Consider the following 24,745-nt stretch of genomic DNA (forward strand, 5'->3'; position numbering starts at 1 on the left):
CTACCGGCTTGGTGGCGGGGCCGCGATAGGCGAGAATGATCAATTGTGACCAGCCAACATGATCTCTCGTCCTCCCTCTCCATTCCCAGCCTTGCCATTTTGGGCGGCGGTCCCGGCGGCTACGAGGCGGCCATGGTGGCGGCCTCCCTCGGCGCCCAGGTGACGGTGATCGAGCGCGCCGGACTCGGCGGCTCTGCCGTGCTGACCGACGTCGTGCCGTCCAAGACGCTCATCGCCACGGCCGACGCGATGACCCGCACGGTTGATGCCGCTGAACTCGGCGTGAAGTTCGACGTCGACGGCGCCAACGGCCAGCCGATCATGCGTGCGGACCTCAAGGAGGTCAACGAGCGCCTGCTGCGCCTGGCCAAGGAGCAGTCCGCCGACATCCGCGCGGGGCTGGAGAGCCTGGGCGTGAAGATCATCATTGGCCACGGCCGGATGCTGGACAACCGCACCATCGAGGTGGACCGCGGCGAGACGAGCGAGATCGTCAAGGCCGATGCCATTCTGCTGGCCGTGGGCGCCCACCCGCGCGAGCTGGCCACCGCCCAGCCCGACGGCGAGCGGATCCTGAACTGGGCCCAGATCTACAATCTGCAGGAACTTCCCCGCGAGCTCATAGTGGTGGGTTCCGGCGTCACGGGTGCCGAGTTCGCCTCCGCCTACAACGGCCTGGGCTCCAAGGTCACCCTGATATCCAGCCGCGACCAGGTGCTGCCGGGCGAGGATTCCGATGCCGCCCAGGTGCTGGAGGACGTGTTCGAGCGCCGCGGCATGACGGTGCTCTCCCGCTCCCGCGCCGAGTCCGTGGAACGCACGGACGACGGCGTCGTCGTCACCCTGGGCGACGGCCGCAAGGTCACCGGTACGCACTGCCTGGTCTGCGTGGGCTCCATCCCCAACACCTCCGATCTGGGTCTGGCGGCTGCCGGCGTCGAACTGACCCCCAGTGGCCACATCAGGGTGGACGGCGTCTCGCGCACCAGTGTGAACAATGTCTACGCCGCGGGCGACTGCACGGGCGTCTTCGCTCTGGCCTCCGTGGCGGCCATGCAGGGCCGCATTGCCGTGGCGCACCTGCTGGGCGACGGCGTCAGCCCGCTGAAGCTGAACCAGGTGTCCTCCAACATCTTCACCTCCCCGGAGATTGCTTCCGTGGGCGTGTCCGAGGCGGACCTGGCGGCGGGCAAGTACCAGGGCGATGTGATCAAGCTGTCGCTGCACACCAATGCCCGGGCCAAGATGCGCAACTTCAAGGACGGCTTCGTGAAGATCATTGCGCGCAAGGGCTCCGGCACAGTCATCGGCGGCGTGGTGGTGGGGGCTGGCGCCTCCGAGCTGATCTTCCCGATTGCCCTGGCCGTGTCACAGAAGCTGCACGTGGATGATGTGGCCAACACGTTCACCGTGTACCCGTCGCTGTCCGGATCGATCTCCGAGGCCGCGCGCCGCCTGCACGTGCACCAATAGGCTGCTTCTTTGGCTGCTCCTTCTTTGGCTGCCCCAGCCGCTGGCGACGCAGTTTCCCGTTTGGGATGCGGTTGTAGTCATGTCCTGGGCGGGGAAGTGCGTCCTGGATGCAATGGTGCGTGCCGGATGGGCTCGACGTCGTGCGTCCGCCTCCACCGCCTTCGTCGGCGTGCGTCGAGTAGTCCCGGCGTCGCACCCATGCACTCGGCCTTAGTTGAGCGGTGTCTGCCGAGCCGAAATCCGCCCCCGGCGGCTGCTCCGGCCGCTGGCGACGCAGTTTCCCGTTGAGGATGCGGTTGTAGTCATGTCCTGGGCGGGGAAGTGCGTCCTGGATGCAATGGTGCGTGCCGGATGGGCTCGACGTCGTGCGTCCGCCTCCACCGCCTTCGTCGGCGTGCGTCGAGAGGTCCCGGCGTCGCACCCATGCACTCGGCGTTAGTTGAGCGGTGCCTGCGGAGCCGAGATCCGGCCGCTGCTGGCTGCTCCGGCCGCTGGCGACGCAGTTTCCCGTTGAGGATGCGGTAGTAGTCATGTCCTGAGCGGGGAAGTGCGTCCTGGATGCAATGGTGAGTGCCAGATGAGCTCGACGTCGTGCCTCCGCCTCCACCGCCGTCGTCGGCGTCCGTCGAGTAGTCCCGGCGTCGCACCCGTGCACTCGCGCTCGTTGAGCGGTGCCTGCGGAGCCGAGATCCGGTGGGTTGGAGTGCCCCAGCCGCTGGCGACGCAGTTTCCCGTTGAGGATGCGGTTGTAGTCATGTCCTGGGCGGGGAAGTGCGTCCTGGATGCATTGGTGAGTGCCGGATGGGTGCTGCCACCGCCCGAGCGACGGCTGCGCCTACGGTGCGTTGAGGCCGCGGAGGATGGTGTCGATGCCGAACAGGAACGCGTCGTCGGGGGAGTGCCCGGCGTCGTTGGCTTCGACGGGGTCCAACAACCCGGCGCGCAGCAGCTCGGCCTGGGTCTGTTCCTCGGCCACCGAGCCCAGAATGTAGTGCGCCAGCGTACGCGCGCCCCAACTGGCTGCGCGTGCGTCCAGGCCGCCGTCGGCGAGCATGGTGCCTAGCCGCTGGATCGGCGCGAGGGACTGCGGGTCCAGGGCCTGGGCGAGCGCGACGACGTCGGCCCCGTCCCGAACCTTCAGCAGGGCCGTGCGGATGCCGGCAGCGCTGCGGCGCACATCCGGTTCCGAGCCGTCGACGGGTTCCAGGATCCGCTCCGCCAGCACCACCAGCAGCTCCTGCTTGTTCTTCACATGCCAGTAGAGCGCTCCGGGCTGGACGCCAAGATCGCGGGCGAGCCTGCGCATGGACAGGTCCGCCAGGCCGTAGCTGCTCAAAATCCCGAACGCCGTATCGACGATCTGCGCCCGTGAGAGCATCCTTATTCTCCTTCTGTGGAACCGGTCCCATTCTGCCCCACGATTGACATTGCCCCTGACGGTCAAGATACTTGCACAGTGTTCAATAAAACAGTGTTCAATAATTCCGGCACCGCAATAGAGGCCCTCGATTTCGACGCCCTGGCCGGCCGCCAGCTCGACGGCGGCACCCTCACCGAGGCCGAGGCCCTGGCCGTACTGCGCTCCACCGACGGCGAGTTGATGGCCCTGGTGGCCGCGGCGTCGAGGCTGCGCCACGCCCACTTTGCCAACACCGTCAAGGTGAACTACCTGGTCAACCTGAAGTCCGGCCTGTGCCCGGAGGACTGCGGCTACTGCTCCCAGCGCCTGGGCTCGGCCGCGCAGATCCTGAAGTACAGCTGGCTCAAGCCCGCCGAGGCCGTGGAGCAGGCCAGTTCCGGCATCGCCGCCGGCGCCTCCCGGGTGTGCCTGGTGGCCAGCGGCCGCGGCCCCAGTGACCGGGACGTGGACCGCGTCGCCTCCATTGTGGGCGAGCTGAAGGAGAGCTACCCGCAGGTGGAGGTGTGCGCCTGCCTGGGGATCCTGAAGGACGGCCAGGCCGGGCGGCTGCGCGACGCTGGGGTGGACGCCTACAACCACAATCTGAACACCAGCGAATCCAACTACGCCGAGATCTGCACCAGCCACGAGTACTCGGACCGCATCGCCACCGTGGAGCACGCCAAGTCCGCCGGGCTCTCGCCGTGCTCCGGGCTGATCGTGGGCATGGGGGAGAGCGAAGAGCAGCTGGTGGAGGCGGTGTTCGCCCTGCGCGGCCTGGGCAGCGATTCCATTCCGGTCAACTTCCTGATGCCCTTTGACGGCACGCCGCTTGCCGACACCTGGCTGCTCACCCCCGCCCAGTGCATCCGCATTCTGGCCCTGGTCCGGCTCGCCTGCCCGGCGGCGGAGCTGCGCATGGCCGGCGGGCGCGAAATGCACCTGCGCTCCCTGCAGCCGCTGGCCCTGCAGATCGCCAACTCGCTGTTCCTGGGCGACTACCTCACCAGCGAGGGCCAGGAGGCCGCCGCGGATCTGGCGATGATCGCCGACGCCGGGATGGTGGTGCTGGGCGCCGACGGCGGTTCCGGCCCGGGTGCCGTGGCCGACGGGGGTGCGGCGGGTTCCGCGGGTGGTTCCTGCACCGGCGCCACCGGCACCGTCGCTGCAGGACCGGACGGTGCCGGGCACGACCGGGCCGGGCAGGGCTGCGCGGGTTCGTGCTGTTCCGGCGGCGGATGCGGAACGGGTGCTGCGTCCTCCGACCCGGGTGCTGCGTCCTCCGAAACAGGCGCGGGCGCCGTCCCAGCCCCAGGCACCGGCGTGCCGGCGGATGCCGTGTCCATCCGCCGCCGCGGAGCCGGCACCACCGTGGCCCCCAATGCGTAGCGCCGCCATTACCGACACTGCCACTCCCGTCACTGCAGCCATTCCCGGCAGCACGGCCGTGCCAAACAAGTCCGCTCCCGGAATGCGCCCCACGAGCCTGGCCGCGCGGGACGCCGGGCTGCTGTGGCACCCCTATGCGCCCTTGGACGGGCCCGCGCCCTACACGGTGCACGGCGCCTCGGGCGTGCGGCTGGACCTTCAGGGGCCCGACGGCGCCCGCTACGACGTCGTCGACGCCATGTCCTCCTGGTGGTGCATGGTCCACGGCTACCGCAACCCGGTGCTGGACGAGGCCCTGCGCCGCCAGATCGATACGTTCAGCCACGTGATGTTTGGCGGGCTGACCCATGCTCCGGCGGTGAAGCTGGCCGAGCGGCTGGTGGACCTCACGGGCGGAAAACTCCCGCATGTGTTCTTCGCGGACTCCGGCTCCGTCGCCGTGGAGGTGGCGCTGAAGCTGGCCGTGCAGTACCAGGCCGCAGTGGGCCGCCCGCGCCGCCAGCGCTTCCTGGCCCTGCGCGGCGGCTACCACGGGGACACCATCGGGGCCATGGGCGTGTGCGACCCCGTGGACGGGATGCACAGTGCCTTCCCCGGGCTGGTGGCGGAGCACGAGTTCCTGCCCCGCCCGCCCGCCGCCACGCTGGTGGACGGCGCGTTGGTGTCCGACGACGCCGAGGTGGCCGCCTGGATCGGCGTGCTGGAGGCTGTCGTGGCCCGGCACGAGGGAACGCTGGCGGGCATCATCATGGAACCGGTGCTGCAGGGCGCCGGCGGGATGCACATCTACGCACCGGCGTGCCTGCGGGCCCTCCGCCGGGTGGCCAGCGAGCATGGGCTGCTGCTCATTGCCGATGAGATCGCCACAGGTTTTGGCCGCACCGGCAGGCTCTTTGCCACCGACTGGGCCGGCATCACCCCTGACATTCTCTGCGTGGGCAAGGCGCTGACGGGCGGCTACCTGAGCCTGGCGGCCATGCTCTGCAGCGCCGAGGTGGGATCCGCCATCTCGGCCTCCGAGTTCCGGGCGCTGCTGCACGGGCCAACCTTCATGGCCAACCCGCTGGCCTGCGCCGTCGCCGATGCCTCGCTGGAACTCCTGGTGGCCTCCGGCTGGCAGGCCCAGGTGGCCCGGGTGGAACGGGGGCTGGCCGCTGCGCTGGCCCCGGCGTCGTCGCTGTCATCGGTCAAGGAGGTCAGCGTGCTGGGTGCCACGGGCGCCGTCCAGCTCCATGGCCCCGTGGATGTCCCAGCCGTAACGCGCGCGGGGCTGGAGCACGGGGTGTGGCTGCGGCCCTTCCGCGATCTGGTCTATGCGATGCCGCCGTACGTCAGCACCGAGGCCGATGTCGCGGCCATGGGTGCCGGCATGGTGGCCGCGATTGCGGCGGTGCACGGCTGATGGGCGCCACCACCGAGTGGCTCGAGGGCCGCGAACGCGTCCGGATCCAACGCGGCCTTGTCCGCGAAGACACCGTCCGCGTAGACACTGTCCGCGACGGCAAATCCCCGCTGCTGGATCTGGCCTCCAACGACTACCTGGGCCTGTCCACCGACCCCCGCCTGGCGGCGGCCGCCATTGCCGCGATCCACCGCCACGGCACCGGTGCCCGGGCCTCCCGCGTGGTCACCGGCACCTCCGCCGTCCACCACGAACTGGAGCAGGAGCTCTGCACGCTCACCGGGGCCGAATCCGCTCTGGCGTTCTCCAGCGGCTATGCGGCCAACCTGGGTCTGCTGGGCGCGCTCGGGGGACCGGGCACGCTGATGGTGCTGGACGAGCACATCCACGCCTCCCTAATCGATGCCGCCCGGCTCTCGCGGGCCGAGGTGGCCACCTGCGCGCATTCCGACCTGGCCGCGCTGCGCGCCCTGCTGGCCGGTCGCACCCAGCCGCGCGCCGTCGTTGTACTGGAATCCGTCTACTCGGTGCTGGGCGACGCGGCGCCGCTGGCCGAGGCCGCGCGCCTGTGCCGGGAGTTCGACGCCCTGCTGGTGGTGGATGAGGCCCACGGCATCGGCGTCACCGGAGGCGGGGCGGGCAGCGTACACGCCGCCGGGCTGGCCGGGCGCGACGACGTCGTGGTGACGGCCACGCTGTCCAAGGCGCTCGGCGCGCAGGGCGGGGCCGTGCTGGGCTCCGCGCTGCTGCGCCGGCATCTGGTCAACACCGCCCGCACCTTCATCTTCGACACCGGCCTTGCCCCGGCTGCCGCGGCCGCTGCGTCCGAGGCCTGCCGGATCATCGCCGCGGAGCCGGAGCGCGTTGCGGCAGTGTCGCGCAATGCCGCGCTGCTGGCCGCCGGCTGTGGCACCGAGGCGGCCGCCGGCGCCGTTCAATCGATCCGCGTTGGAGCGCCGGAGCGGGCTCTGGCCATCGCCGCCCGGCTGCAGAGCCAGGGCCTGCTGGTGGGCTGCTTCCGCCCACCCAGCGTGCCCGACGGCGTGTCCCGGCTCCGGCTCACCGCCCGGGCCGATCTGTCGACCGAGCAGGTGCGGCACGCCGCCGGGCTCGTTTCCACTGCGCTCGCGGAACAGCCGGACGCCGACGAGCAGGCGGCCGCCGGCCCCGGCGCCGCCGGCGCGGGGGAGGCGGCATGAGCTACCACGTCGTCTCCGAACCCTCCACAGTGCGCGAGGTGCTGCGCCGGGTGGACGACTTCCTCCCCACGAACGCCCTGACCGCCGTCGTGCCGCTCAGCCCTGGCGCCCGACGGATCCTGGCCCGGGAACGCTTTGCCCTGCCGCCGATCCTGGCCTCGGCCACGGGGGAGCAGCACCGGCACGTGCGTTCCATGGTGGCCGGCTTCTTCACACCCGCCACCGTCGCGAGGATCGGACCCCGCGTCCGCGAAATCAGCCGGGAACGGGCGCTCGCCGCCCTGGCTGGGCTGGATGACGGCCCAGTGGATCTGGCCGATGCTGTCGCCAAGCACATCCCGCCGCTGATCATGGCCGAGCTCATCGGCGTCGACTGCCCGGATCTGGACCTCTTCAAGCGTTGGAGCCGGGACTCGCTGGAGCTGTTTTGGGGCTGGCCGGATGAGGAGCGGCAGTTGGTGCTGGCCGCCAGCGCCGCCGAATTCTACGGCTGGCTGCGCGGCGTGGTGCTGGCGAGCCGCGGTGGGGATTCGCTCTTCGGCGTGCTGGATGCGGCCGGATTGTCGACGGCGGAGATCTGCTCGCTGGGCTACTTTCTGGTCATCGCCGGGCAGGAAACCACCTCGCAGCTGATCGCCACCACGCTGCACCGGGCGGTTGCGGACTCCGCCACCTGGGCGGCCGTGGCGGAGTCGGAGGACGCCGCCGGGGCCTTTGTCCGGTCCGTACTGGCGACGGAATCCTCCGTCCACACCTGGCGGCGGGCCACCGCCCACGCCACCGAGCTCGACGGCGTCGAGCTTCCGGCAGGCTCGGAAATCCTGCTGGAACTCAGCGGCCGCCACGGCGAGGACTCCCGCCCCACCGCCTACTCGCTGGCCTTTGGCTACGGGCTGCACCGATGCCTCGGCGCCAAACTGGCTGAAATGGAGACCACGCTGGTGCTCCACGAAACGGCCCGGGTGCTGCCGGGCGTGCGGCCCAGCGGACCGGATCCCGAGTGGCTGCGGCTGCTCTCGTTCCAGGCGCCGCTGACAGTTTTTGTTGAGGGAGCTTCACATGCCTAGGGCACTGGTTGGTGCGCCGCGTGTCCTGCTGGTCACCGGGACCGATACGGACGTGGGCAAGACGATCGCGACGGCGGCGCTGGCTGCCGCGCTGACGGCCGGCGGGAGGTCCGTGGCGGTGTACAAACCGGTGCAGACCGGTGTGTCTGGGGATGCGCCGGGCGACGCCGCCGAGGTCCGCCGCCTGGCCGGGACCGGCGGCGTCCACGAGGGCATCCGGTTGACCGAACCCATGGCCCCCGTGCCCGCCGCGGTGGTCGACGGTGCGGAGCTGCCGTCGCTGGAGCAGCATGTGCAGAGGGTTCACGGGCTGGCCGAGGCCCACGACCACGTGCTGGTGGAGGGTGCCGGCGGGCTGCTCGTGGAGCTGGACGGAGCCGGCAACACCCTGGCGGAGCTGGCCGGTGCGCTGGCGCCGGACGCCGCCGTCGTGCTGGTGGCGCGGAGTGCGCTGGGTACGCTCAACCACGTGGCGCTGACCCTGGAGGCGCTGGAACGGCGCGGGCTGCCGGTGCTTGGCCTCGTGATCGGCTCGTGGCCGGAGGCCCCGGACGCCGTCGAACTTTCCAACCGGGAGCATTTCGCCGCCCTGGACACCCCGCTGCTGGCCGCCATCCCCGCCGGCGCCGCCGCCCTGCCACCCAAAGTGTTCCGGAAGCGGTCCGCCGGATGGTTCGGCGCCCCTCCGGACCCGCCCCGGCGAACGCGTCCCCTGCTGGCGACGCAGTTTCCCTCCGAGGATGCCGTTGTAGTCATGTCCCGGAAGGGAAACCGCGTCATGGGAGCCGGAGTGCAGTTCTAGCGCACTTCGATGGGTGCCGAGCCCGGCTGCTGTGACACGACGGTGGTGCCCTTGGGTCCGTTCAAGGTCCACACGCCATGGCCGGAGGCATCCGGGCTGTCGAAATAGACATCGTGCAGCTTCCAGGTGGTGTTGCCCATGGTGATGGTGAAGGTCCCCGTATCGCGGACCATCGGCTCCGACGCCGTCAGCCAGACCGATCCGAAGGGCGGAACATCCGCCTCGACAGACTCGCTGAACGTGTGCTGCTTGGTCCACTCGTGGTTGTATTGGGCGCTGATCTCCGCATCGATGATGCCGAACAGGGTGGTGCCGGCCTTGACGCCAACGCCCAAACTGTCGCTCACCCCGACGGTGTCCTGGCCCGAGACGGTCTTGCGGGAGGTCATATTGGTGGGGTTGTTGTAGGTGTGGCCTACCTGGTGTTCGGGACCCTGGATCTTTTCCTGCTTGGTGGCGGTGAACTTGCAGGTTGCCGCACTGGACTTCATGCACAGGTCCTTCAGCACCTGTGCCTGGGCCTGCGCCAGCGATGCGGGGATGTTCTGCACAGTCCCAGGCGCGTTCAGGATGTAGACATCGGTGCCGCTGAATTGCAGGACGAAGCTGCCGCCGGCGCTGGAGAAGGGGAAGCTCGGCACCCCGATGAGCGGGTCGATCCTCATCCCGAGCCTGGCCTCGGCGCCGTTGCCCAGATTGTAGGAAACGGTGGCGGAGTTCCAATTGGAGGCGAACAGCCACTCCATCTCCCAGCGGTCGCTGCTGCCCGGCTGCAGGACGTGCCCCACATCCGGGCGGCCGCCGGGGAAGCCCGCGTTCAGTTCCAGCTTCGAGACCGTGATGGGCTCGCTCGTCAGGTTGTGGACATTGAATCCGCGGGTGTATGAGGCGGCCATGGTGCCCGACGTCGACGCCGCCATCATCGATGACTCCTTGTCGTCGAGGGCCGGGGTCACCGGTGTGGCGGCATTGGCGGCCGCCGGTGTCAGGACGAGGGCTCCGAGGAGCAGCGGGGCCATGGCGGCGAGCAGCACCCGGCGGCCGCGCTTCCGCGGACGCTTGGGCGTCGGGCGGCCCTTGCCCTGCGGGGTTGCGGTGTTCTCGTTCTTCGGGTTCTTGGCTGCTGTCGTCATTGGTTTCTCCTTGATCGTGGCCGCTGTTCTGCGGGTATGAATCAAGATTCGCCGAATCCGGGCACCCGTGTTGCCAGCCGATTGGTGGATCAGCCGGGTGACGCCGGGGCGCCGATGGGTGGACGCGTCGTGTCCTCCGATCGGGGGACAGGACGCGTTTCCGGGGCACCGTGGCGGGCCCAGAACACGGCCGGCCAGGAACACCGCCGGGTCAGGGGACCGGAACCGCGATGCTGACAGCCGTGCCGTGCGGCTCCACCGGCACGACGTCGAAGCGTCCGCCCGCGGCCTGGATCCGTGCGCGCTGGGATGCCAGCCCGATGTGCCCCTCGCCCAGCCGGGCCGGGAGCGACGCCGGATCCAGCCCGCCGCCGTCGTCGGCCACCTCCAGCCGCGCCTGCCCATCGCGGAGGGCGAGCACCACCGTGACACGGCTGGCTCCGGCATGCTTGGCGACGTTGCCCACCAGCTCCCGGGCTGCGGCGTACAGCAGCGCATCGACGCCGGTCCGCAGATCCTGGGGCCAGCCGGCCGTGTCGACGACGGCGATGAACCCGCCGCGGGCCTGCGCGCCGTGGGCCAGCGCAGCCACGGCGCCGGCCAGCCCGGCCTGGGCCAGCACGGCCGGATGCAGCTCGGTCACGGTGGAGCGCAGCAGCTGCGAGGACTCCGTGAGGGCATGGTCGATCCGAGCCAGCGGCTCGGAGGCGTCCGGACCGCGGGCATCGGGGAGATCCTGCCGGGCGGCAAGGATGTACTGGAGGGCGCCGTCGTGCAGGGCCTCGGCCAGGGCCTGCCGTTCCCTGTCCTCGATGCCGAGCAGGTCCGCCAGCAGCTCCGTGCGGCTTTCCACCAGCCCGGCGATGGTCCGCACGCGGGAGCGCTGGACGTGCGAGAGGGCGATGCAGCCCGCACCCAGGCCGGCGATCACCAGCGTGCGCAGGGCCACCGACTCCCAGGGCTCGGCGTTGGCGCTCCGGGTGGCGATGTTCGTGCCCAAATAGACCAGCACCGTGGGGGCCACAACTGCCGCGCACACGCCGGGCCGCAGCTGGCTGGCGGCAAGCACCGGGATCAGGAACAGGCCGTTGGCCAGCACGTCCGCCGTCCAGCTCTGCTCCGACGACAGGCCGGTCGCCAGGGACAGCGAGCCCAGCAGGGCGACGTCGGCGAACAGCGCCAGCCACGCGAGCCGGACCGCCGTCGGACCTCCCCGCCAGACCCAGGCGGCGACGGCGGCAGCGAAGACGGCGTAGCCCCCGGCGGCCGCGAAGCAGGCAGCGGTGTCATTGGCCGGCGGCACCAGAACGAGGGTGAGCACCACGAAGGCCACCAGCACCGCCCGCAGCGCGAGCTGGATGTGCACGCCGCTGCGGGCATGCTTGAGGAACGCGGCGGATACGGCGGGGCCGGCCATCAGTCCATCGGCCATCAGTCCAGCAGGCCGCGCCGCATGGCCTCCGCCACGGCCTGGGCACGGTCGGCGACGCCGAGCTTCTCGTACAGCCGCGCCGTGTAGGTCTTGACGGTGCTGGCCCCGAGGAACAGCTCGGCTCCCACCTGCGGGATGGACAGGCCTCGGGCGAAGCCTTGCAGAACCTGGAGTTCGCGCTCGCTCAGCACCGGCACCTCGGGGGCGGCGCGCAGCCTGATCTGGGCCACCAGGGCCCCGGCGAGCTCGGGCGGCAGCACCGTCTGGCCGCGGGCAATCTTCAGCACGGCGTCGACAATCTCCGTCCTCGGGGCGTCCTTGGACAGGTAGCCCGCGGCGCCCTCCTCCATGGCCTTGTAGACCACAGTGCTGTCCGTGAAGGCCGACAGCAGGAGCACCCGGGTGGGCAGCTGCTCATGGGCCAGGGCACGGACCAGGCCGACGCCGTCGAGCTGGGGCATCTGGTAGTCCACCACGGCGACGGCGGGCCGCTCGGTGCGCAGCAGGGCCAGGGCCTCCACGCCGTTGCCGGCCTCGCCCACCACCTGGATCTGGGGGCTCTGGGCGAGTCCACGCTTGACCCCGTCGCGGAAGAACGGATGATCGTCCACCACAACCACCGTTACCGGTGCATCCGACATGGCGCCTCCTGGCCTCGTGGCCTCCGGGTCGACGGCGGCTGGCAGGTCGGCGCCGTTGAACCAGACACTAGCGCCAGCGGTGGGATAAAGACAGGACTCCGCGCGATTGGAGCGTCCCCCGGCCGCTGGCGACGCGGTTTCCCGCTGAGGACGCAGTAGTAGTCATGTCCCGGGCGGGGAACTGCGTCCTGGGAGCAGGACTGCGTCGCGGGAGCAGGGGCGCGTCAGCGCTCGCCGCGGAGGAAGCCTTCCTGGACATAGCCGCCGGACCTGTGCAAAACCGCACGGGCCAGCATGGAGAGGGATTCCACGGGTCGCTGGGGATCGGCTGCCCACGCATTCAAGGCAACGGCGAGGTGGTCCCCACTCAGCGCGAGGCGGCGGGGGATCCATTTGCCGCCGCCAAGCCAGCTGCCGTTCTCGAGAAGCAGCAGATCGGCCGCCTCCCGGAAAACATCTGCGGCCAGCATAAAGGTCTCGGCGGGGTTCGTGCTGCCGTCCAGATCGTCGACGAGGGCGCTCAAACCGTAGCGGCGAAGGCCGCGTTCGCCGTCGGTCAGGGGCTCCGGGCCTCGGGACATCTGCGCCTGGGCCTCCGCCTGCCACGCCGCGCCGCCGTCGTCGTCCGTGAGGAGCACGCCCCTGGCGCACAGATCGGCGATCACGGGGCGCCGGTCCGCCGCCTCCTTCTGGTACCAGAACTCCAGACTGGCCGGGGTGTGCACGAACGCCTCGATGAGCCAGCCCCGGAACCGGATGGTCTCGGCGTAGTTGGAATGTCCGTCCGGGTAGAGCACTGCGATGTCCAGGTCCGACGTCGTTGTCGCGTTCCCTGCGGCGGCACTGCCCCCAAGGATGGCGGCGCGGGCATCGGGGTGGTGCTCCTGGACGTAGGCACGGGCAATCACGATGACGTCCGCCCGCACCAGATCGTTGGGGGCGGCATCGACGGGCAGGCTCATGCGCCCAGTCTGCCACCGCCGTCGGGCGCATCCCTCGCTGGGGACGCAGTTCCCCGCCCAGGATGCTGTTGTAGACATGTCCTGGGCAGGGAACTGCGTCATGGATGCAGGAGTGCGCCCGGGGAGCGCCCTTTACGCGGCGGCGGGGGCGAAGTGGCGTTCGATGAGGGTGCGGATGGTGTCATGGCAGCCACCGCAGCCGGTGCCGGCGCGGGTGGCGGCGGAAACTTCGGGCAGGGTCCCGCAGCCGGATTCCACGGCGTCGGTGATGGTGCCGCAGGTGACTCCGGCGCAGCGGCACACGGTGTCCTCTGGTCCCGTGGGGCCCGAGGATGCTCCGGTGTCCACGAGCTGCTCCGGTCCATCCAGGCGAAGCAGCGAGGACCTGTCCGCGGGGAGCTCGGAGCCGCGCTCAAAGAGCAGCACCAGCTCCGCGGCCGTACGCGGCATGCCCACGCAGACAAAGCCCTCCAGCACTCCGGCCCGGGTGCTCATCTTCACGTAGCGGCCGTGCCCCGGATCGGACCACTGCGAGACCATCAGCGGCTCCCGCACGGGTGCCACATCTGTCTCGGGCAGTTCCTCGTCCCACGGGTCCGCCGTGACGGTGCCCGCGGCGGCCAGGTCTACGCCGCGGGCCTTGAGCAGGATCACGGATTCCTTCTCCTGTGGCAGCCCGGCAGGGGACGCAGCGTTGGAGGCTTCGGCCAGCAGCGCGCGGGCGGCAAATTCCGCCTGCCGCCAGCCGGGCCCGATCAGCCCGGAGGGGCCGGTGGTGCCCCGGCAGGGCAGGCAGGAGGCGTCGAGGCAGCGGACCTCGGCACAGTCGCCGACGGCGAAAACGGTGGGATCGTGGTGTGCCCGCAGCTCGTGGTCCACCAGGATGCCGCGGCCGGTGGCCAGACCGGAGCCGGCGGCCAGGGTGGTCCGCGGCCGTACGCCGCAGGAGAGGATCAGCAGGTCGCCGTCGATGGCGCTGCCGCCGTCGAGCAGCAGGGCGGAGAAGGAGCGGCCGGGGCCTGCCAGTTCGACGCCGGTGGAGCGGGCGTTGCCGGCCACGGTGATGCCGCGCCGGCGCAGGGTGGTGGCGAGCAGCGAACCGCCGGCCTTGTCCAGGCTGCGTCCCATCAGGTGGCTGCCGTGGTGGACCACCGTCACGCGGGCACCCTCCTCGGCCGCGGCCAGTGCCGTCTCAAGCCCCAGGATGCCGCCGCCCAGCACCACCACGCGGGCCCCGGCGTCGACGGCGGAGCGCAGCACGGCGGCGTCGCGCACGTCCCGCAGCGCGGCCACTCCCGCCGGCAGCACGGCGCCGCCCGAGCCTGCACTGCCCAGGCCGGGGTCGGCCAGCGGGTCCGGGTTCAGCCCGGTCAGGTTGGGCACCACGGCGGCGGAGCCGGTGGCGAAGACCAGCCAGGAGTAGGCCACCGTGCCGCCGTCGGCCAGCAGCACGCGCCGGCTGGCCCGGTCCACCCGGCGGACGCGCACACCGAGGCGCACGTCCACGCCGGCGCTGCGCAGCTGGGTGGGGTCGGCCAACGTGATGGCATCGAGGGTGGTCCGGCCGACGCCGAGATCCGCCACGAGCACACGGTTGTACGCCGGTTCGGGTTCGGCGCCCAGCACCGTGACAGCCAGGGTTCCGGCGGCCACTCCGGGCAGCAGTTCCTCAACCAGCCTGGCGGCTACGGGGCCGAAGCCCACCACTACGACGCGCGGCGCATTCTCGTTCATTACCCCTCCTGGGGATCGGCGGCCCGCACCAGCACGGTGCTTGTCTTGAATTCCGGCATGCCGGAGATGGGGTCGGTGGCGGACTGCGTGAGCAGATTGGCGCTCTGCAGGCCGGGGTAGTGGAACGGCAGGAACACCGTGTCCGGGCGGATGCCGGTGCTCAGCTGGGCCCGGACCCGGACGTTGCCGCGGGCGTTGGCGACATCCACGGCGGCGCCGTCCGTGATGCCGCGGGCGGCGGCGGTGGCCGGGTGGATCACCAGCCGGGCCTCGGGCTGGGCCGCGGCGAGCTCGGGCACACGCCGGGTCTGTGCGCCGGATTGGTAGTGCTCCAGCAGCCGTCCCGTGGCCAGGGCCAGCGTGGCGCCGGCGAAGCGCTCCTCGGCCGGTGCCCCGGGGGCGACGGCGGTGAAGGCGGCGCGGCCGTCCGGCCGCGGGAAGCGCTCCAGGAACAGCCGCGGCGTGCCGGTGCTGCCCACCGGGTAGGGCCAGTAGGCGGCCGCACCGGAATCCAGCAGCGGGTAGTCGATGCCGGAGTAGTCGGCCAGCCCGCCGGCGGAGGCGAGGCGCAGTTCTTCGAACACGGTTTCCGGCTCGGCGCTGAACATCGACGGCGCCTCCAGCAGCCGGGCCAGCTCGGCCATGATCCACAGTTCGGTGCGCACGCCGGGCGGGGGAGTGATGGCGGCCCGGCGGCGGATCACGCGGCCCTCAAGGTTGGTCAGCGTGCCCTCCTCCTCGGCCCACTGCGCCACCGGCAGCACCAGATCCGCCTCGGCAGCCGTCTCGGAGAGGAAGAAATCGCAGACCACCAGGAAGTCCAGGCTCCGCAGGCCCTTGACGACGGCGCCGGCGTCGGGCGCGGACACGGCGACATTGGCTCCGTGCACCATCATCATCCTGACGCCGCCGGGGGCGCCCATGGAGGCCAGAAGTTCGACGGCGGGCAGGCCGGGGCCGGGGATGCTGGACTCCGGCACGCCCCACACGGCGGCCATGTGCGCGCGGGCGGCCGGGTCGGTGATCTTGCGGTAGCCCGGCAGCTGGTCAGCCTTTTGGCCGTGCTCGCGGCCGCCCTGGCCGTTGCCCTGGCCGGTCAAGGTGCCGTAGCCGCCGTTGGCCGAGCCCGGCAGCCCCAGCAGCAGGGCCAGGTTGATGGCCGCCGTCGCCGTGTCCGTGCCATCTACATGCTGTTCCACGCCGCGGCCGGTGAGGATGTAGGTGCCGGCACCGCGGGCGCCGGCGGCCAGCCGGGCGGCGGCGTCGCGCAGCATCGGCGCGGGTACACCCGTCACGGAGGCGGTGCGCTCGGGCCACCACGGTGCCACGCTGCGGGCCAGCGCCGCGTAGCCGGTGGTCCGCTCGGCGATGTACTCGGTGTCCGCCAGACCCTCGGCGATGACCAGGTGGGCCAGCCCCAGCAGCAGGGCCAGATCCGTGCCCGGTGCCGGTGCCAGGTGCAGGCCGGCCCCGTTGGCAGTGAAATCGGCCGTGGCGCTGCGCCGCGGATCCACCACCAGCAGCCCGCCGGCTGCCCGTGCCCCGGCCAGGTGCTGGACGAACGGCGGCATGGTCTCGGCGACATTGGAGCCCAGCAGCAGGATCGTGGCCGCGGTGTCCAGATCCTCCACCGGGAACGGCAGCCCGCGGTCCACACCAAAGGCGCGGTTGCCGGCGGCCGCGGCGGAGGACATGCAGAACCGGCCGTTGTAGTCGATCCGCGAGGTGCCCAGGGCCAGCCGGGCGAACTTGCCCAGCTGGTAGGCCTTCTCATTGGTCAGCCCACCGCCGCCAAAGACGCCGACGGCGTCGGAACCGTAGGCGGCGCGGGTGCTGCGGACATTGCGGACCACCAGCTCCAGCGCCTCGTCCCAGGAGATGGGGCGGTGCACGCCGTCGGCCCCGCGCAGCAGCGGTTCGGTGATCCGCTCCGGGTGCCGCAGCAGCGACGCCGAGGTCCAGCCCTTGCGGCAGAGTCCGCCGCGGTTGGTGGGGAACTCGCGCCCACTGACCACCGGAACGCCCGGCGCCGTCGTGCCGGCACCGGCGGCACCGCCCGCCCCCGCCGCCGGAAAAGTTCCGGGGGCGGGGGCGTCCAGCGTCATGGCGCACTGCAGGGCGCAGTAGGGGCAGTGGGTGGCGGTGGACATGTTAGAGCTCCTGCAGCCGGGCTGCGGAGGAGCGGCGCAGGTAGACGAACCAGGTCAGTCCCATCAGGGCCACGTAGCAGGCCACGAAGCCGTAGAAGGCTCCGGCGTAGCCGCCCGTGGCGGTCTTGGAGGCATTGAGCAGCTGGGGGACCAGGAATCCTCCGTAGGCACCGATCGCGGAGATCAGGCCCAGCGCGGCGGCACCCTTGCGGGTGGCACCCATGCCGTCGTCGTCCGACCCGGCCCGCAGGGCGAACACCAGCGGAATCATCCGGTAGGTGGAGCCGTTGCCGGCGCCGGCGGCTGCAAAGAGCAGCAGGAACAGGCCCAGGAAGAGCCAGAAGTTGTGCAGCGGCAGCGTCCAGACCTGCACCAGGGTGACCGTCGCCAGGAGGGCGAAGCAGACCATGGTGACCCGGGCGCCGCCCCAGCGGTCCGCCAGCCGTCCACCGTAGGGCCGGGCCAGCGAGCCCACCAGCGCGCCAAGGAAGGCCAGCGAGAGCGTTGCATAGCCGAGGGTGAAGCCGGTGCCCTTGCCGAAGGTGTCCAGCAGGAGCTTGGGGAAGACGCCGGCGAAGCCGATGAACGAGCCGAAGGTGCCGATGTAGAGCAGGGCCAGGATCCACATATGCGGTTCGCGCAGGGCCGCCAGCGAGCCGGCCACGTCCGACTTCGCCGTGGTGATGTTGTCCATGTAGAGCCAGGCGCCGACGGCGGCGGCCAGGATGAGCGGGATCCACATCAGTCCGGCGAACGGCAGGTTCAGCGAGCCGGCGGCCAGGCCCGTGACCACCAGCGGGACGGCCAGCTGGGCGACGGCGGCACCGAGGTTTCCGCCGGCGGCGTTCAGGCCCAGCGCCCAGCCCTTTTCGCGGGCCGGGAAAAAGAAGGTGATGTTGGCCATCGAGCTGGCGAAGTTGCCGCCGCCCAGGCCGGCCAGGGCGGCCACCACCAGCATCGTGCTGAAGGGGGTATCGGGGTTGGCCGTGCAGATGGCCAGTCCGGTGGCCGGCAGCAGCAGGAGCAGTACGGAGATGATGGTCCAGTTCCGTCCGCCGAAGCGGGCCACCATGAAGGTGTAGGGGATGCGCAGCGTGGCGCCCACCAGGCTTGGCATGGAGATCAGCCAAAACAGTTCGGAGGAGCTGTAGCCAAATCCGGCGGCGGGCAGGAAGACCACCACCACGCTCCACAGCTGCCAGATGACGAAGCCCAGGAACTCGCAGGCGATGGACCAGTTCAGATTTCGCCGGGCGATGCCGCGCCCGCCGGCGGCCCACTGGGCGGTGTTCTCCGCGTCCCAGCCGGACAACCAGCGGCCCTTGCCGAGGGTCAGCGGCGGAGCGGTGGTGCTCTGTGTCTGGGTGTTCTGATCAATCATGGGGTCCTCCATGGGTGGGTCGTGCTTGTCCTTCAACGGTAGGAAGCGTCCGTTTCGCGCAGCGGCGCGGGATGTAAACGCGGTGTGACATTTGCCTATCCGGCGTTGAAGGCCCGTGGTGAGGGCGGCGCGTATAGCCGGGATGTCCACAGAGGGCCAGAGTGGTCCCACATAGTGAGACCACTTATTCACTGACCGGACGGTCGGGCATAGGGTTGAGGGATCATCCCGCACCGCCGGGCGCCCTTCGGTGCGCCGGCCCTTTTATGAAAGCCGGAACCATGAGCAGCACTGAAACCGCGCCGGGGGAGGCCGTACCCCAGGCCAACAGCCGTGGACGCGTGATTGTGGCCAGCCTGATTGGCACCACCATTGAGTTCTACGACTTCTACGTGTACGCCACCGCGGCCGTCCTGGTCTTCCCCAAACTTTTCTTCCCCAACGCGGACAGTGCCACGCAGCTGCTGAGCTCCTTCGCGATCTTCGGTGTGGCGTTCATCGCCCGCCCGGTGGGTTCCATCCTCTTTGGCCACTTTGGCGACAAGGTGGGCCGCAAGGGCACGCTGGTGGCCTCGCTGCTGACCATGGGCATCGCGACCTTCCTGATCGGCTGCCTGCCCACGGCGCAGGTTCCCGGGTGGACGTTCTGGGCGCCGGCCATGCTGGTGCTGCTGCGCTTTGCTCAGGGCCTGGCCCTGGGCGGCGAGTGGAGCGGCGCGGCCCTGCTGGCCACCGAAAATGCGCCGAAAAACAAGCGTGCCATCTACGGCACCTTCCCGCAGATGGGCGCCCCCATCGGCTTCATCATCGCCAATGGCCTGTTCCTCTACCTGAACCTGACGTTGACCACCGAGCAGTTCTCCTCCTGGGGCTGGCGCCTGCCCTTCCTGGCCAGCGCCATCATGGTCATCGTGGGCCTGTACGTCCGCCTGAAGCTGGTGGAGACCCCCGCCTTCCAGAAGGTCATCGACGACGGCGAGGTGTCCAAGCTGCCGATCGGCCGCGTCTTCAAGACGAGCTGGCGCCCGCTGATCCTGGGCACGTTCATCATGCTGGCCACCTATGTGCTCTTCTACCTGATGACCACCTTCACCCTGACCTTTGGCACCGCCCCTGACACGCTGGAGAAGGCCAGGGCCGCCGCGGAGAAGGCGGGCAAGCCCATGTCCCAGTCCGCCATCGACGCCTTCGTGCCGGGCCTGGGCTACGGCCGCAACGACTTCCTGATCATGCTGATTGTCGGCGTCGTCTTCTTCGGCATCTTCACCCTGGTGGCCGGCCCGCTGGCGGAGAAGTACGGCCGCCGCAAGACCCTGCTCTGGGTCACCGCAGCGATCTTCCTGTTCGGCTTCACCTTTGTGCCGTTCTTCGCCGGCGGCACCGTGGGCGTCCTGGCCCTGCTGATCGTGGGCTTCACGCTGATGGGCCTGACCTTTGGCCCGATGGGCGCGCTGCTCCCGGAGCTGTTCCCGACCAACGTCCGCTACACGGGCTCCGCCGTCAGCTACAACATGTCCTCGATCCTGGGTGCCGCGGTGGCGCCGTTCATCGCCGTCGCGCTCTGGCAGTCGGCAGGTGGCAGCCCGGTTCTGGTGGGCGTCTACCTGAGCTCCATGGCCGTGCTGACGCTGATCGCGCTGTTCATCATGAAGGAAACCAAGGACGAAAACCTCACGGCCAACGTGAAGTAGCCTTCCGCGTCTGGACGCAAAAGTGCCCCGCCGGTTCAATGAACCGGCGGGGCACTTTGTCTGTGGAGCCTAGTCCTCGATGGTGGCGAGGATGGCGCCGGCGGAGACGGTGTCACCGGCAACGGCGCTCAGGCCGGTGATGGTGCCGGCGCGGTGCGCGGTGAGCGGCTGTTCCATCTTCATGGCCTCCAGCACCACCACCAGATCGCCCTCGGCCACGACGTCGCCGTCGGCCACGGCCACCTTGACGATGGTGCCCTGCATGGGGGAGGAGAGGGCGTTGCCGTTGGCTGCCGCCGGGCCGGCGCTGCGGCCGCGGCTGGCCTTCTTGGCCTTCACCTTGCCGGTGCCGGCGGCGCGGCCATTGGCCACGGCCAGCGCTGCCGGCAGGACCACCTCGAGGCGCTTGCCGCCCACCTCAACGGTGATGCGCTGGCGCTCTCCGGCGTCCTCCGCTGCGGCAGTGGCACCCGTCGGCACGAAAGCCGGCAGGTTGTTGTTGAACTCGGTCTCGATCCAGCGCGTGTGCACGGTGAACGGCTTGCCGTCCGCCGGGGCGAAGGCGGGATCGGCGACGACGGCGCGGTGGAAGGGGAGCACGGTGGGCATGCCGCCGATTTCCATCTCCGCCAGGGCGCGGCCCGAACGCTGCAGGGCCTGCTCGCGCGTGGCACCGGTGACGATCAGCTTGGCCAGCATGGAATCGAAGTTGCCGCCGATCACCTCGCCGGCCTCGATGCCGGAATCGACGCGGACGCCGGGGCCGGTGGGCAGCTTGAGGGATTCCACGACGCCGGGAGCCGGCATGAAGCCGCGGCCCGGGTCTTCACCGTTGATGCGGAACTCGAAGGAGTGGCCGCGGATCTCGGGGTCCGTGTAGCCTAGGGCCTCGCCGCGGGCCAGGCGGAACTGCTCCCGGACGAGGTCGATGCCGGAGACTTCCTCGGAGATGGTGTGCTCCACCTGCAGGCGGGTGTTCACCTCAAGGAAGGAGATGGTGCCGTCCGTGCCCACCAGGAACTCGCAGGTGCCGGCACCGCGGTAGCCGGCCTCCTTCAGGATGGCCTTGGAGGATTCGTACAGGCGGGCGTTCTGCGCGTCCGTCAGGAACGGCGCGGGGGCCTCCTCCACCAGCTTCTGGTTGCGGCGCTGCAGCGAGCAGTCGCGCGTGGAGATGACGACGACGTCGCCAAAGGCATCGGCCAGGCACTGGGTCTCCACGTGGCGGGGAGCATCCAGGAAGCGCTCCACAAAGCACTCGCCGCGGCCGAAGGCTGCAATGGCCTCGCGGACGGCGGACTCGTAGGCCTCGGGGATTTCGTCGCGGTCGCGGACCACCTTGATGCCGCGTCCACCGCCACCGTAGGCGGCCTTGATGGCCAGGGGCAGGCCGAACTCGTCGGCGAAGTCCAGGACTTCCTGGGCGGAGGCCACGGGGTCCTTGGTGCCGGGAACCTGCGGAGCGCCAACCTTTTCGGCAATGTGGCGCGCGGCCACCTTGTCACCGAGGGAGGCGATCGCGGACGGCGGCGGGCCGATCCAGATCAGGCCGGCGTCGATGACACGCTGGGCAAACTCGGCGTTTTCGGCGAGGAAGCCATAGCCCGGGTGGACGGCGTCGGCGCCGGAAGCGGCAGCGGCGTCGAGGATCTTTTCGATCAGCAGGTACGACTCTGCGGCGGTGTTCCCGCCCAGGGCAAAGGCCTCATCGGCCAGGCGGACATGCAGGGCATCGCGGTCCGGCTCGGCGTAGACGGCCACGGAGGCCAGCCCCTCGTCGCGGGCGGCGCGGATGATGCGCACCGCAATCTCGCCGCGGTTGGCGATCAGTACCTTGGTCATGGATCCGGGCTGCGCACCGGCCGATTGTGCATTGCTCACGCAAGACTCCTTCTATTCTCCCTGTGAGCCTAGCGTGGTTGTGAGGTTTTCGCCCATGCATCATGCTGAATCGGCGTGTAGGAGGCGTTCCTTTTGGAGGGTTCCTACAAAAGCGTCTCCCCGGGCTGCGACGCAAAATCCCTTCCATGACGCAGCAGTGGTTGCGTCCTGGAAGGGATTTGGCGTCATGGATGCAGTTGTGTCCCGGTGGGCGCTACGCCCAGAGGTCGGTGATGGACAGGGCTGCGTGGTCCAGCAGGGAGCGCAGGGTGGCCAGGGAGAGGCCGACGACGGCGTGCGGGTCGCCGTCGACGCGGTGCACGAAGGCGCCGCCCAGTCCGTCGATGGTGAAGCCGCCCGCGACGGCGAGGGGCTCGCCGGTGGCGATGTAGGCGTCCAGCTCGGCGTCGGAGATGTTCTCGAAGTAGACCTCGGCTGAGGCGACGGCGCCGATGGTGGCACCGCTGCCGCCGTCGCGGTTGTCCACCAGCCAGTGCCCGGTGTGCAGGATGCCCGAGTTTCCGCGCATCCGGGTCCAACGCTCCCGCGCCACGGCGGGCTCCCACGGCTTGCCGTAGGCCTCGCCGTCGAACTCGAAGACGGAATCGCAGCCCAGCACCACGGCGCCGTCGGCGGAATCCAGCGAGGCGACGGCCTCGGCCTTGGCGCGGGCCAGCAGCAGGGCGGTGTCGTGCGGGTCCAGGACGCCGTAGCGGGCGGCGACGGCGTCCTCGTCCACGTCGGAGACCAGCACCTGGTGGGCCACACCGGCATCGGTGAGCAGCTTGGTGCGGGCGGGGGAGGCGGAGGCCAGGATCAGCAGGGGTTCAGTCATGGATCGAGCCTACCGGGGGCCCCGCCGGGACCGCGCATGGAGCTGTTGCCACTCCACGACGCAGTTTCCCGTTGGGGACGCGTCCACTACTGCGTCCCGAGAGGGGAGCTGCGTCGCCAGGGACCGGCGGGCCCGGCCACGGGGTCAGCGTGCGTCGAAGCCGTCCACCAGGCGGGAGCGGATCAGGAAGCGGACGCCCTCGGGGGCCTCCACGGAGAAGCCGCTGCCGCGCCCTGGCACCACATCCACCGTCAGATGGGTGTGGCTCCAGTACCTGAACTGCTCGGTGGACATCCAGAACTCGATCGGCCGCCCTCCGCCAAAGCCGCCGCCCTCGTCGGGAACCGGCAGCTCGAAAACCCCCAACAGCACATCCGAGCTGCCGGTGATGAACTCGCCCGCCGGGAAGCACATGGGCGAGGAGCCGTCGCAGCAGCCGCCCGATTGGTGGAACATCAGCGGGCCGTGGCGTTCCCACAGCAGCGCCAGCAGCTCCACGGCCGCGCCGGTGAGCGCCACCCGGGAAGCGAGCTCCCCGGGCAGCACCACCGACGCATCAACGACATTGGCCATGGCTTAGAAGAAGCCCAGCTTGTTTTCGTTGTAGCTGACCAGCAGGTTCTTGGTCTGCTGGTAGTGGTCCAGCATCATGGAGTGGTTCTCGCGGCCGATGCCGGAGGACTTGTAGCCGCCGAACGCAGCTCCCGCGGGGTAGGCGTGGTAGTTGTTCACCCACACGCGCCCGGCCTGGATCTCGCGCCCGGCCCGGTAGGCCACGTTGCCGTTGCGGCTCCACACACCGGCGCCGAGGCCGTAGAGGGTGTCGTTGGCGATGTGCATCGCCTGGGCGTAGTCGTTGAAGCGGGTCACCGACACCACGGGCCCGAAGATCTCCTCCTGGAAGATGCGCATGTTGTTGGTGCCCTCGAAGATGGTGGGCTGGACGTAGTAGCCCTCTGCCAGGTCGCCCGGCAGCTGGGCGCGGGCGCCGCCGGTGAGCAGCTTGGCGCCCTCTGCCTTGCCAATGTCGATGTAGGAGAGGATCTTCTCCAACTGGTCGTTGGAGGCCTGGGCACCCAGCTGGGTCTCGGTGTCCAGCGGGTTGCCCTGGATGATCTTCTCGGTGCGGGCGATGGCGTCGGCCATGAAGGAATCGTAGATGGAGTCCTGCACCAGGGCGCGGGAGGGGCAGGTGCAGACCTCGCCCTGGTTGAAGGCGAAGAGCGTGAAGCCCTCCTGGGCCTTGTCGTAGAAGGCGTCGTCGGCGTCGGCCACATCGGAGAAGAAGATGTTGGGGCTCTTGCCGCCCAGCTCCAGCGTGACGGGGATGAGGTTCTGCGAGGCGTACTGGCTGATCAGCCGGCCGGTGGTGGTCTCGCCGGTGAAGGCGATCTTGCGGATCCGCGGGGAGGAGGCGAGCGGCTTGCCGGCCTCCACGCCAAAGCCGTTGACCACGTTGAGCACGCCGGCCGGGAGCAGGTCGCCGATGAGTTCCATCAGCACCAGAATGGACGACGGCGTCTGCTCGGCGGGTTTGAGCACGACGGCGTTGCCGGCGGCCAGCGCAGGCGCCAGCTTCCACACGGCCATCAGGATGGGGAAGTTCCAGGGGATGATCTGCCCGACCACACCGAGGGGCTCGTGGTAGTGGTAGGCGGTGGTGTCGTCGTCGAGCTGGGAAAGGCGGCCCTCCTGGGCGCGGACGGCCGAGGCAAAGTAGCGGAAGTGGTCAGCCGCCAGCGGGATGTCGGCATTGAGGGTTTCGCGGATCGGCTTGCCGTTGTCCCAGGACTCGGCCACGGCCAGCATTTCCAGATTGGCGTCGATGCGGTCCGCGATCTGGTTCAGCACGGCGGCGCGCTCGGCCACGGAGGTCTTGCCCCAGGAGGGGGCGATCTTGTGGGCGGCATCCAGCGCCAGTTCAATGTCTTCGGCCGTGCCGCGGGCCACCTCGCAGAAGGGCTTGCCCGTCACGGGGGAGATGTTCTCGAAGTACTGGCCCTTGGCCGGGGCCACCCATTCCCCGCCAATGTAGTTCTCGTAGCGGTCCTTGAAGGTGACCTTGGAACCAGGGGTGCCGGGCTGTGCGTAAACAGTCATTGTTGGTGCTCCTCGCGCATTCAGGGGGACGTCGTCGTCCTTGCCGGGAAGCCTACGCACGGCAACGTTGCATC

The 24,745-nt window shown here is 70.0% G+C and carries 19 protein-coding genes; 7 read left to right on the forward strand and 12 right to left on the reverse strand.

Annotated elements, in window-relative coordinates; all coding sequences use genetic code 11:
* The first annotated feature begins 45 nt into the window (after positions 1-45).
* Positions 46-1,473: an NAD(P)H-quinone dehydrogenase gene (locus K254_RS0101395; RefSeq protein ID WP_026553880.1), complete on the forward strand. Its 1,428-nt coding sequence runs from the start codon at positions 46-48 to the stop codon at positions 1,471-1,473.
* A gap of 835 nt (positions 1,474-2,308) precedes the next feature.
* Here the strand turns inward: K254_RS0101395 and K254_RS0101400 are convergent.
* A complete protein-coding gene (locus K254_RS0101400) occupies positions 2,309-2,851 on the reverse strand; it encodes a TetR/AcrR family transcriptional regulator C-terminal domain-containing protein (RefSeq protein ID WP_026553881.1) in 543 nt (180 codons plus the stop codon).
* Positions 2,852-2,944: 93 nt separating this feature from the next.
* On the opposite strand from K254_RS0101400, the gene bioB reads away from it, so the two are divergent.
* The 5 genes from bioB (at position 2,945) to bioD (ending at position 8,731) form a co-directional block, all read left to right on the forward strand.
* Positions 2,945-4,261, forward strand: a complete 1,317-nt coding sequence (bioB, locus tag K254_RS21160; RefSeq protein WP_442853037.1) for a biotin synthase BioB — start codon at positions 2,945-2,947, stop codon at positions 4,259-4,261.
* Between the two features lie 82 nt (positions 4,262-4,343).
* Entirely contained in the window at positions 4,344-5,663 is a 1,320-nt protein-coding gene (locus K254_RS0101410; protein ID WP_026553882.1) for an adenosylmethionine--8-amino-7-oxononanoate transaminase, read from the forward strand.
* A complete protein-coding gene (locus tag K254_RS0101415) occupies positions 5,663-6,862 on the forward strand; it encodes an aminotransferase class I/II-fold pyridoxal phosphate-dependent enzyme (protein ID WP_026553883.1) in 1,200 nt (399 codons plus the stop codon). The genes K254_RS0101410 and K254_RS0101415 overlap by 1 nt, the downstream gene beginning before the upstream one ends.
* Positions 6,859-7,929, forward strand: a complete 1,071-nt coding sequence (locus tag K254_RS0101420; protein WP_026553884.1) for a cytochrome P450 — start codon at positions 6,859-6,861, stop codon at positions 7,927-7,929. Before K254_RS0101415 ends, K254_RS0101420 begins: the two co-directional genes overlap by 4 nt.
* Positions 7,922-8,731 carry a dethiobiotin synthase gene (bioD, locus tag K254_RS21165; RefSeq protein ID WP_081709812.1) on the forward strand — a complete coding sequence of 270 codons (810 nt, stop codon included), beginning with the start codon at positions 7,922-7,924 and terminating at the stop codon, positions 8,729-8,731. The genes K254_RS0101420 and bioD overlap by 8 nt, the downstream gene beginning before the upstream one ends.
* Here bioD and K254_RS0101430 read toward each other — a convergent pair.
* From K254_RS0101430 to K254_RS0101460, 7 genes are all read right to left on the reverse strand, one after another.
* Entirely contained in the window at positions 8,728-9,864 is a 1,137-nt protein-coding gene (locus K254_RS0101430) for a hypothetical protein (protein ID WP_026553885.1), read from the reverse strand. The genes bioD and K254_RS0101430 overlap by 4 nt on opposite strands.
* Positions 9,865-10,075: 211 nt before the next feature.
* Positions 10,076-11,296, reverse strand: a complete 1,221-nt coding sequence (locus K254_RS0101435; RefSeq protein WP_051388653.1) for a sensor histidine kinase — start codon at positions 11,294-11,296, stop codon at positions 10,076-10,078.
* On the reverse strand, positions 11,296-11,937 hold the full coding sequence (locus K254_RS0101440; RefSeq protein WP_026553887.1) for a response regulator transcription factor: 642 nt from the start codon (positions 11,935-11,937) through the stop codon (positions 11,296-11,298). Before K254_RS0101440 ends, K254_RS0101435 begins: the two co-directional genes overlap by 1 nt.
* A 224-nt stretch (positions 11,938-12,161) precedes the next feature.
* Positions 12,162-12,899, reverse strand: a complete 738-nt coding sequence (locus K254_RS0101445) for a nucleotidyltransferase domain-containing protein (protein ID WP_051388655.1) — start codon at positions 12,897-12,899, stop codon at positions 12,162-12,164.
* A 132-nt stretch (positions 12,900-13,031) separates the two neighbouring features.
* Positions 13,032-14,633: an FAD-dependent oxidoreductase gene (locus tag K254_RS0101450; protein ID WP_026553889.1), complete on the reverse strand. Its 1,602-nt coding sequence runs from the start codon at positions 14,631-14,633 to the stop codon at positions 13,032-13,034.
* The gene (locus tag K254_RS0101455; RefSeq protein ID WP_026553890.1) at positions 14,633-16,783 is read right to left on the reverse strand and encodes a molybdopterin oxidoreductase family protein; all 2,151 of its coding nucleotides are present in this window, start codon (positions 16,781-16,783) and stop codon (positions 14,633-14,635) included. The genes K254_RS0101450 and K254_RS0101455 overlap by 1 nt, the downstream gene beginning before the upstream one ends.
* Position 16,784: 1 nt before the next feature.
* Positions 16,785-18,164, reverse strand: coding sequence for an MFS transporter (locus tag K254_RS0101460; protein WP_026553891.1), 1,380 nt, complete (start codon positions 18,162-18,164; stop codon positions 16,785-16,787).
* Positions 18,165-18,445: 281 nt separating this feature from the next.
* Between K254_RS0101460 and K254_RS0101465 the strand changes: the two genes are divergently transcribed.
* A complete protein-coding gene (locus K254_RS0101465; protein WP_026553892.1) occupies positions 18,446-19,855 on the forward strand; it encodes an MFS transporter in 1,410 nt (469 codons plus the stop codon).
* 69 nt (positions 19,856-19,924) lie between these two features.
* On the opposite strand, the gene K254_RS0101470 is transcribed toward K254_RS0101465, so the two are convergent.
* The 4 genes from K254_RS0101470 to exaC form a co-directional block, all read right to left on the reverse strand.
* On the reverse strand, positions 19,925-21,697 hold the full coding sequence (locus tag K254_RS0101470; protein WP_026553893.1) for an acetyl/propionyl/methylcrotonyl-CoA carboxylase subunit alpha: 1,773 nt from the start codon (positions 21,695-21,697) through the stop codon (positions 19,925-19,927).
* A gap of 253 nt (positions 21,698-21,950) precedes the next feature.
* A complete protein-coding gene (locus tag K254_RS0101475; protein ID WP_026553894.1) occupies positions 21,951-22,571 on the reverse strand; it encodes a Maf family protein in 621 nt (206 codons plus the stop codon).
* Positions 22,572-22,715: 144 nt separating this feature from the next.
* Positions 22,716-23,144, reverse strand: coding sequence for a DUF779 domain-containing protein (locus K254_RS0101480; RefSeq protein ID WP_026553895.1), 429 nt, complete (start codon positions 23,142-23,144; stop codon positions 22,716-22,718).
* Between the two features lie 3 nt (positions 23,145-23,147).
* Entirely contained in the window at positions 23,148-24,671 is a 1,524-nt protein-coding gene (exaC, locus tag K254_RS0101485; protein ID WP_026553896.1) for an acetaldehyde dehydrogenase ExaC, read from the reverse strand.
* Positions 24,672-24,745: the final 74 nt, after the last annotated feature.

It is taken from the genome of Arthrobacter sp. 35W, assembly GCF_000482545.1.
In the GTDB taxonomy this organism is placed as follows: Bacteria; Actinomycetota; Actinomycetes; order Actinomycetales; family Micrococcaceae; genus Specibacter.

Coding starts and splice junctions, on each gene's coding strand:
- K254_RS0101465 (WP_026553892.1), top strand. CDS start 18,446: ATGAGCAGCACTGAAACCGCGCCGGGGGAGGCCGTACCCCAGGCCAAC.
- K254_RS0101400 (WP_026553881.1), bottom strand. CDS start 2,851: ATGCTCTCACGGGCGCAGATCGTCGATACGGCGTTCGGGATTTTGAGC.
- K254_RS0101455 (WP_026553890.1), bottom strand. CDS start 16,783: ATGTCCACCGCCACCCACTGCCCCTACTGCGCCCTGCAGTGCGCCATG.
- K254_RS0101440 (WP_026553887.1), bottom strand. CDS start 11,937: ATGTCGGATGCACCGGTAACGGTGGTTGTGGTGGACGATCATCCGTTC.
- bioD (WP_081709812.1), top strand. CDS start 7,922: ATGCCTAGGGCACTGGTTGGTGCGCCGCGTGTCCTGCTGGTCACCGGG.
- K254_RS0101420 (WP_026553884.1), top strand. CDS start 6,859: ATGAGCTACCACGTCGTCTCCGAACCCTCCACAGTGCGCGAGGTGCTG.
- K254_RS0101470 (WP_026553893.1), bottom strand. CDS start 21,697: ATGACCAAGGTACTGATCGCCAACCGCGGCGAGATTGCGGTGCGCATC.
- K254_RS0101415 (WP_026553883.1), top strand. CDS start 5,663: ATGGGCGCCACCACCGAGTGGCTCGAGGGCCGCGAACGCGTCCGGATC.
- K254_RS0101475 (WP_026553894.1), bottom strand. CDS start 22,571: ATGACTGAACCCCTGCTGATCCTGGCCTCCGCCTCCCCCGCCCGCACC.
- K254_RS0101450 (WP_026553889.1), bottom strand. CDS start 14,633: ATGAACGAGAATGCGCCGCGCGTCGTAGTGGTGGGCTTCGGCCCCGTA.
- exaC (WP_026553896.1), bottom strand. CDS start 24,671: ATGACTGTTTACGCACAGCCCGGCACCCCTGGTTCCAAGGTCACCTTC.
- K254_RS0101445 (WP_051388655.1), bottom strand. CDS start 12,899: ATGAGCCTGCCCGTCGATGCCGCCCCCAACGATCTGGTGCGGGCGGAC.
- K254_RS0101460 (WP_026553891.1), bottom strand. CDS start 18,164: ATGATTGATCAGAACACCCAGACACAGAGCACCACCGCTCCGCCGCTG.
- K254_RS0101410 (WP_026553882.1), top strand. CDS start 4,344: ATGCGCCCCACGAGCCTGGCCGCGCGGGACGCCGGGCTGCTGTGGCAC.
- K254_RS0101480 (WP_026553895.1), bottom strand. CDS start 23,144: ATGGCCAATGTCGTTGATGCGTCGGTGGTGCTGCCCGGGGAGCTCGCT.
- K254_RS0101435 (WP_051388653.1), bottom strand. CDS start 11,296: ATGGCCGATGGACTGATGGCCGGCCCCGCCGTATCCGCCGCGTTCCTC.
- K254_RS0101430 (WP_026553885.1), bottom strand. CDS start 9,864: ATGACGACAGCAGCCAAGAACCCGAAGAACGAGAACACCGCAACCCCG.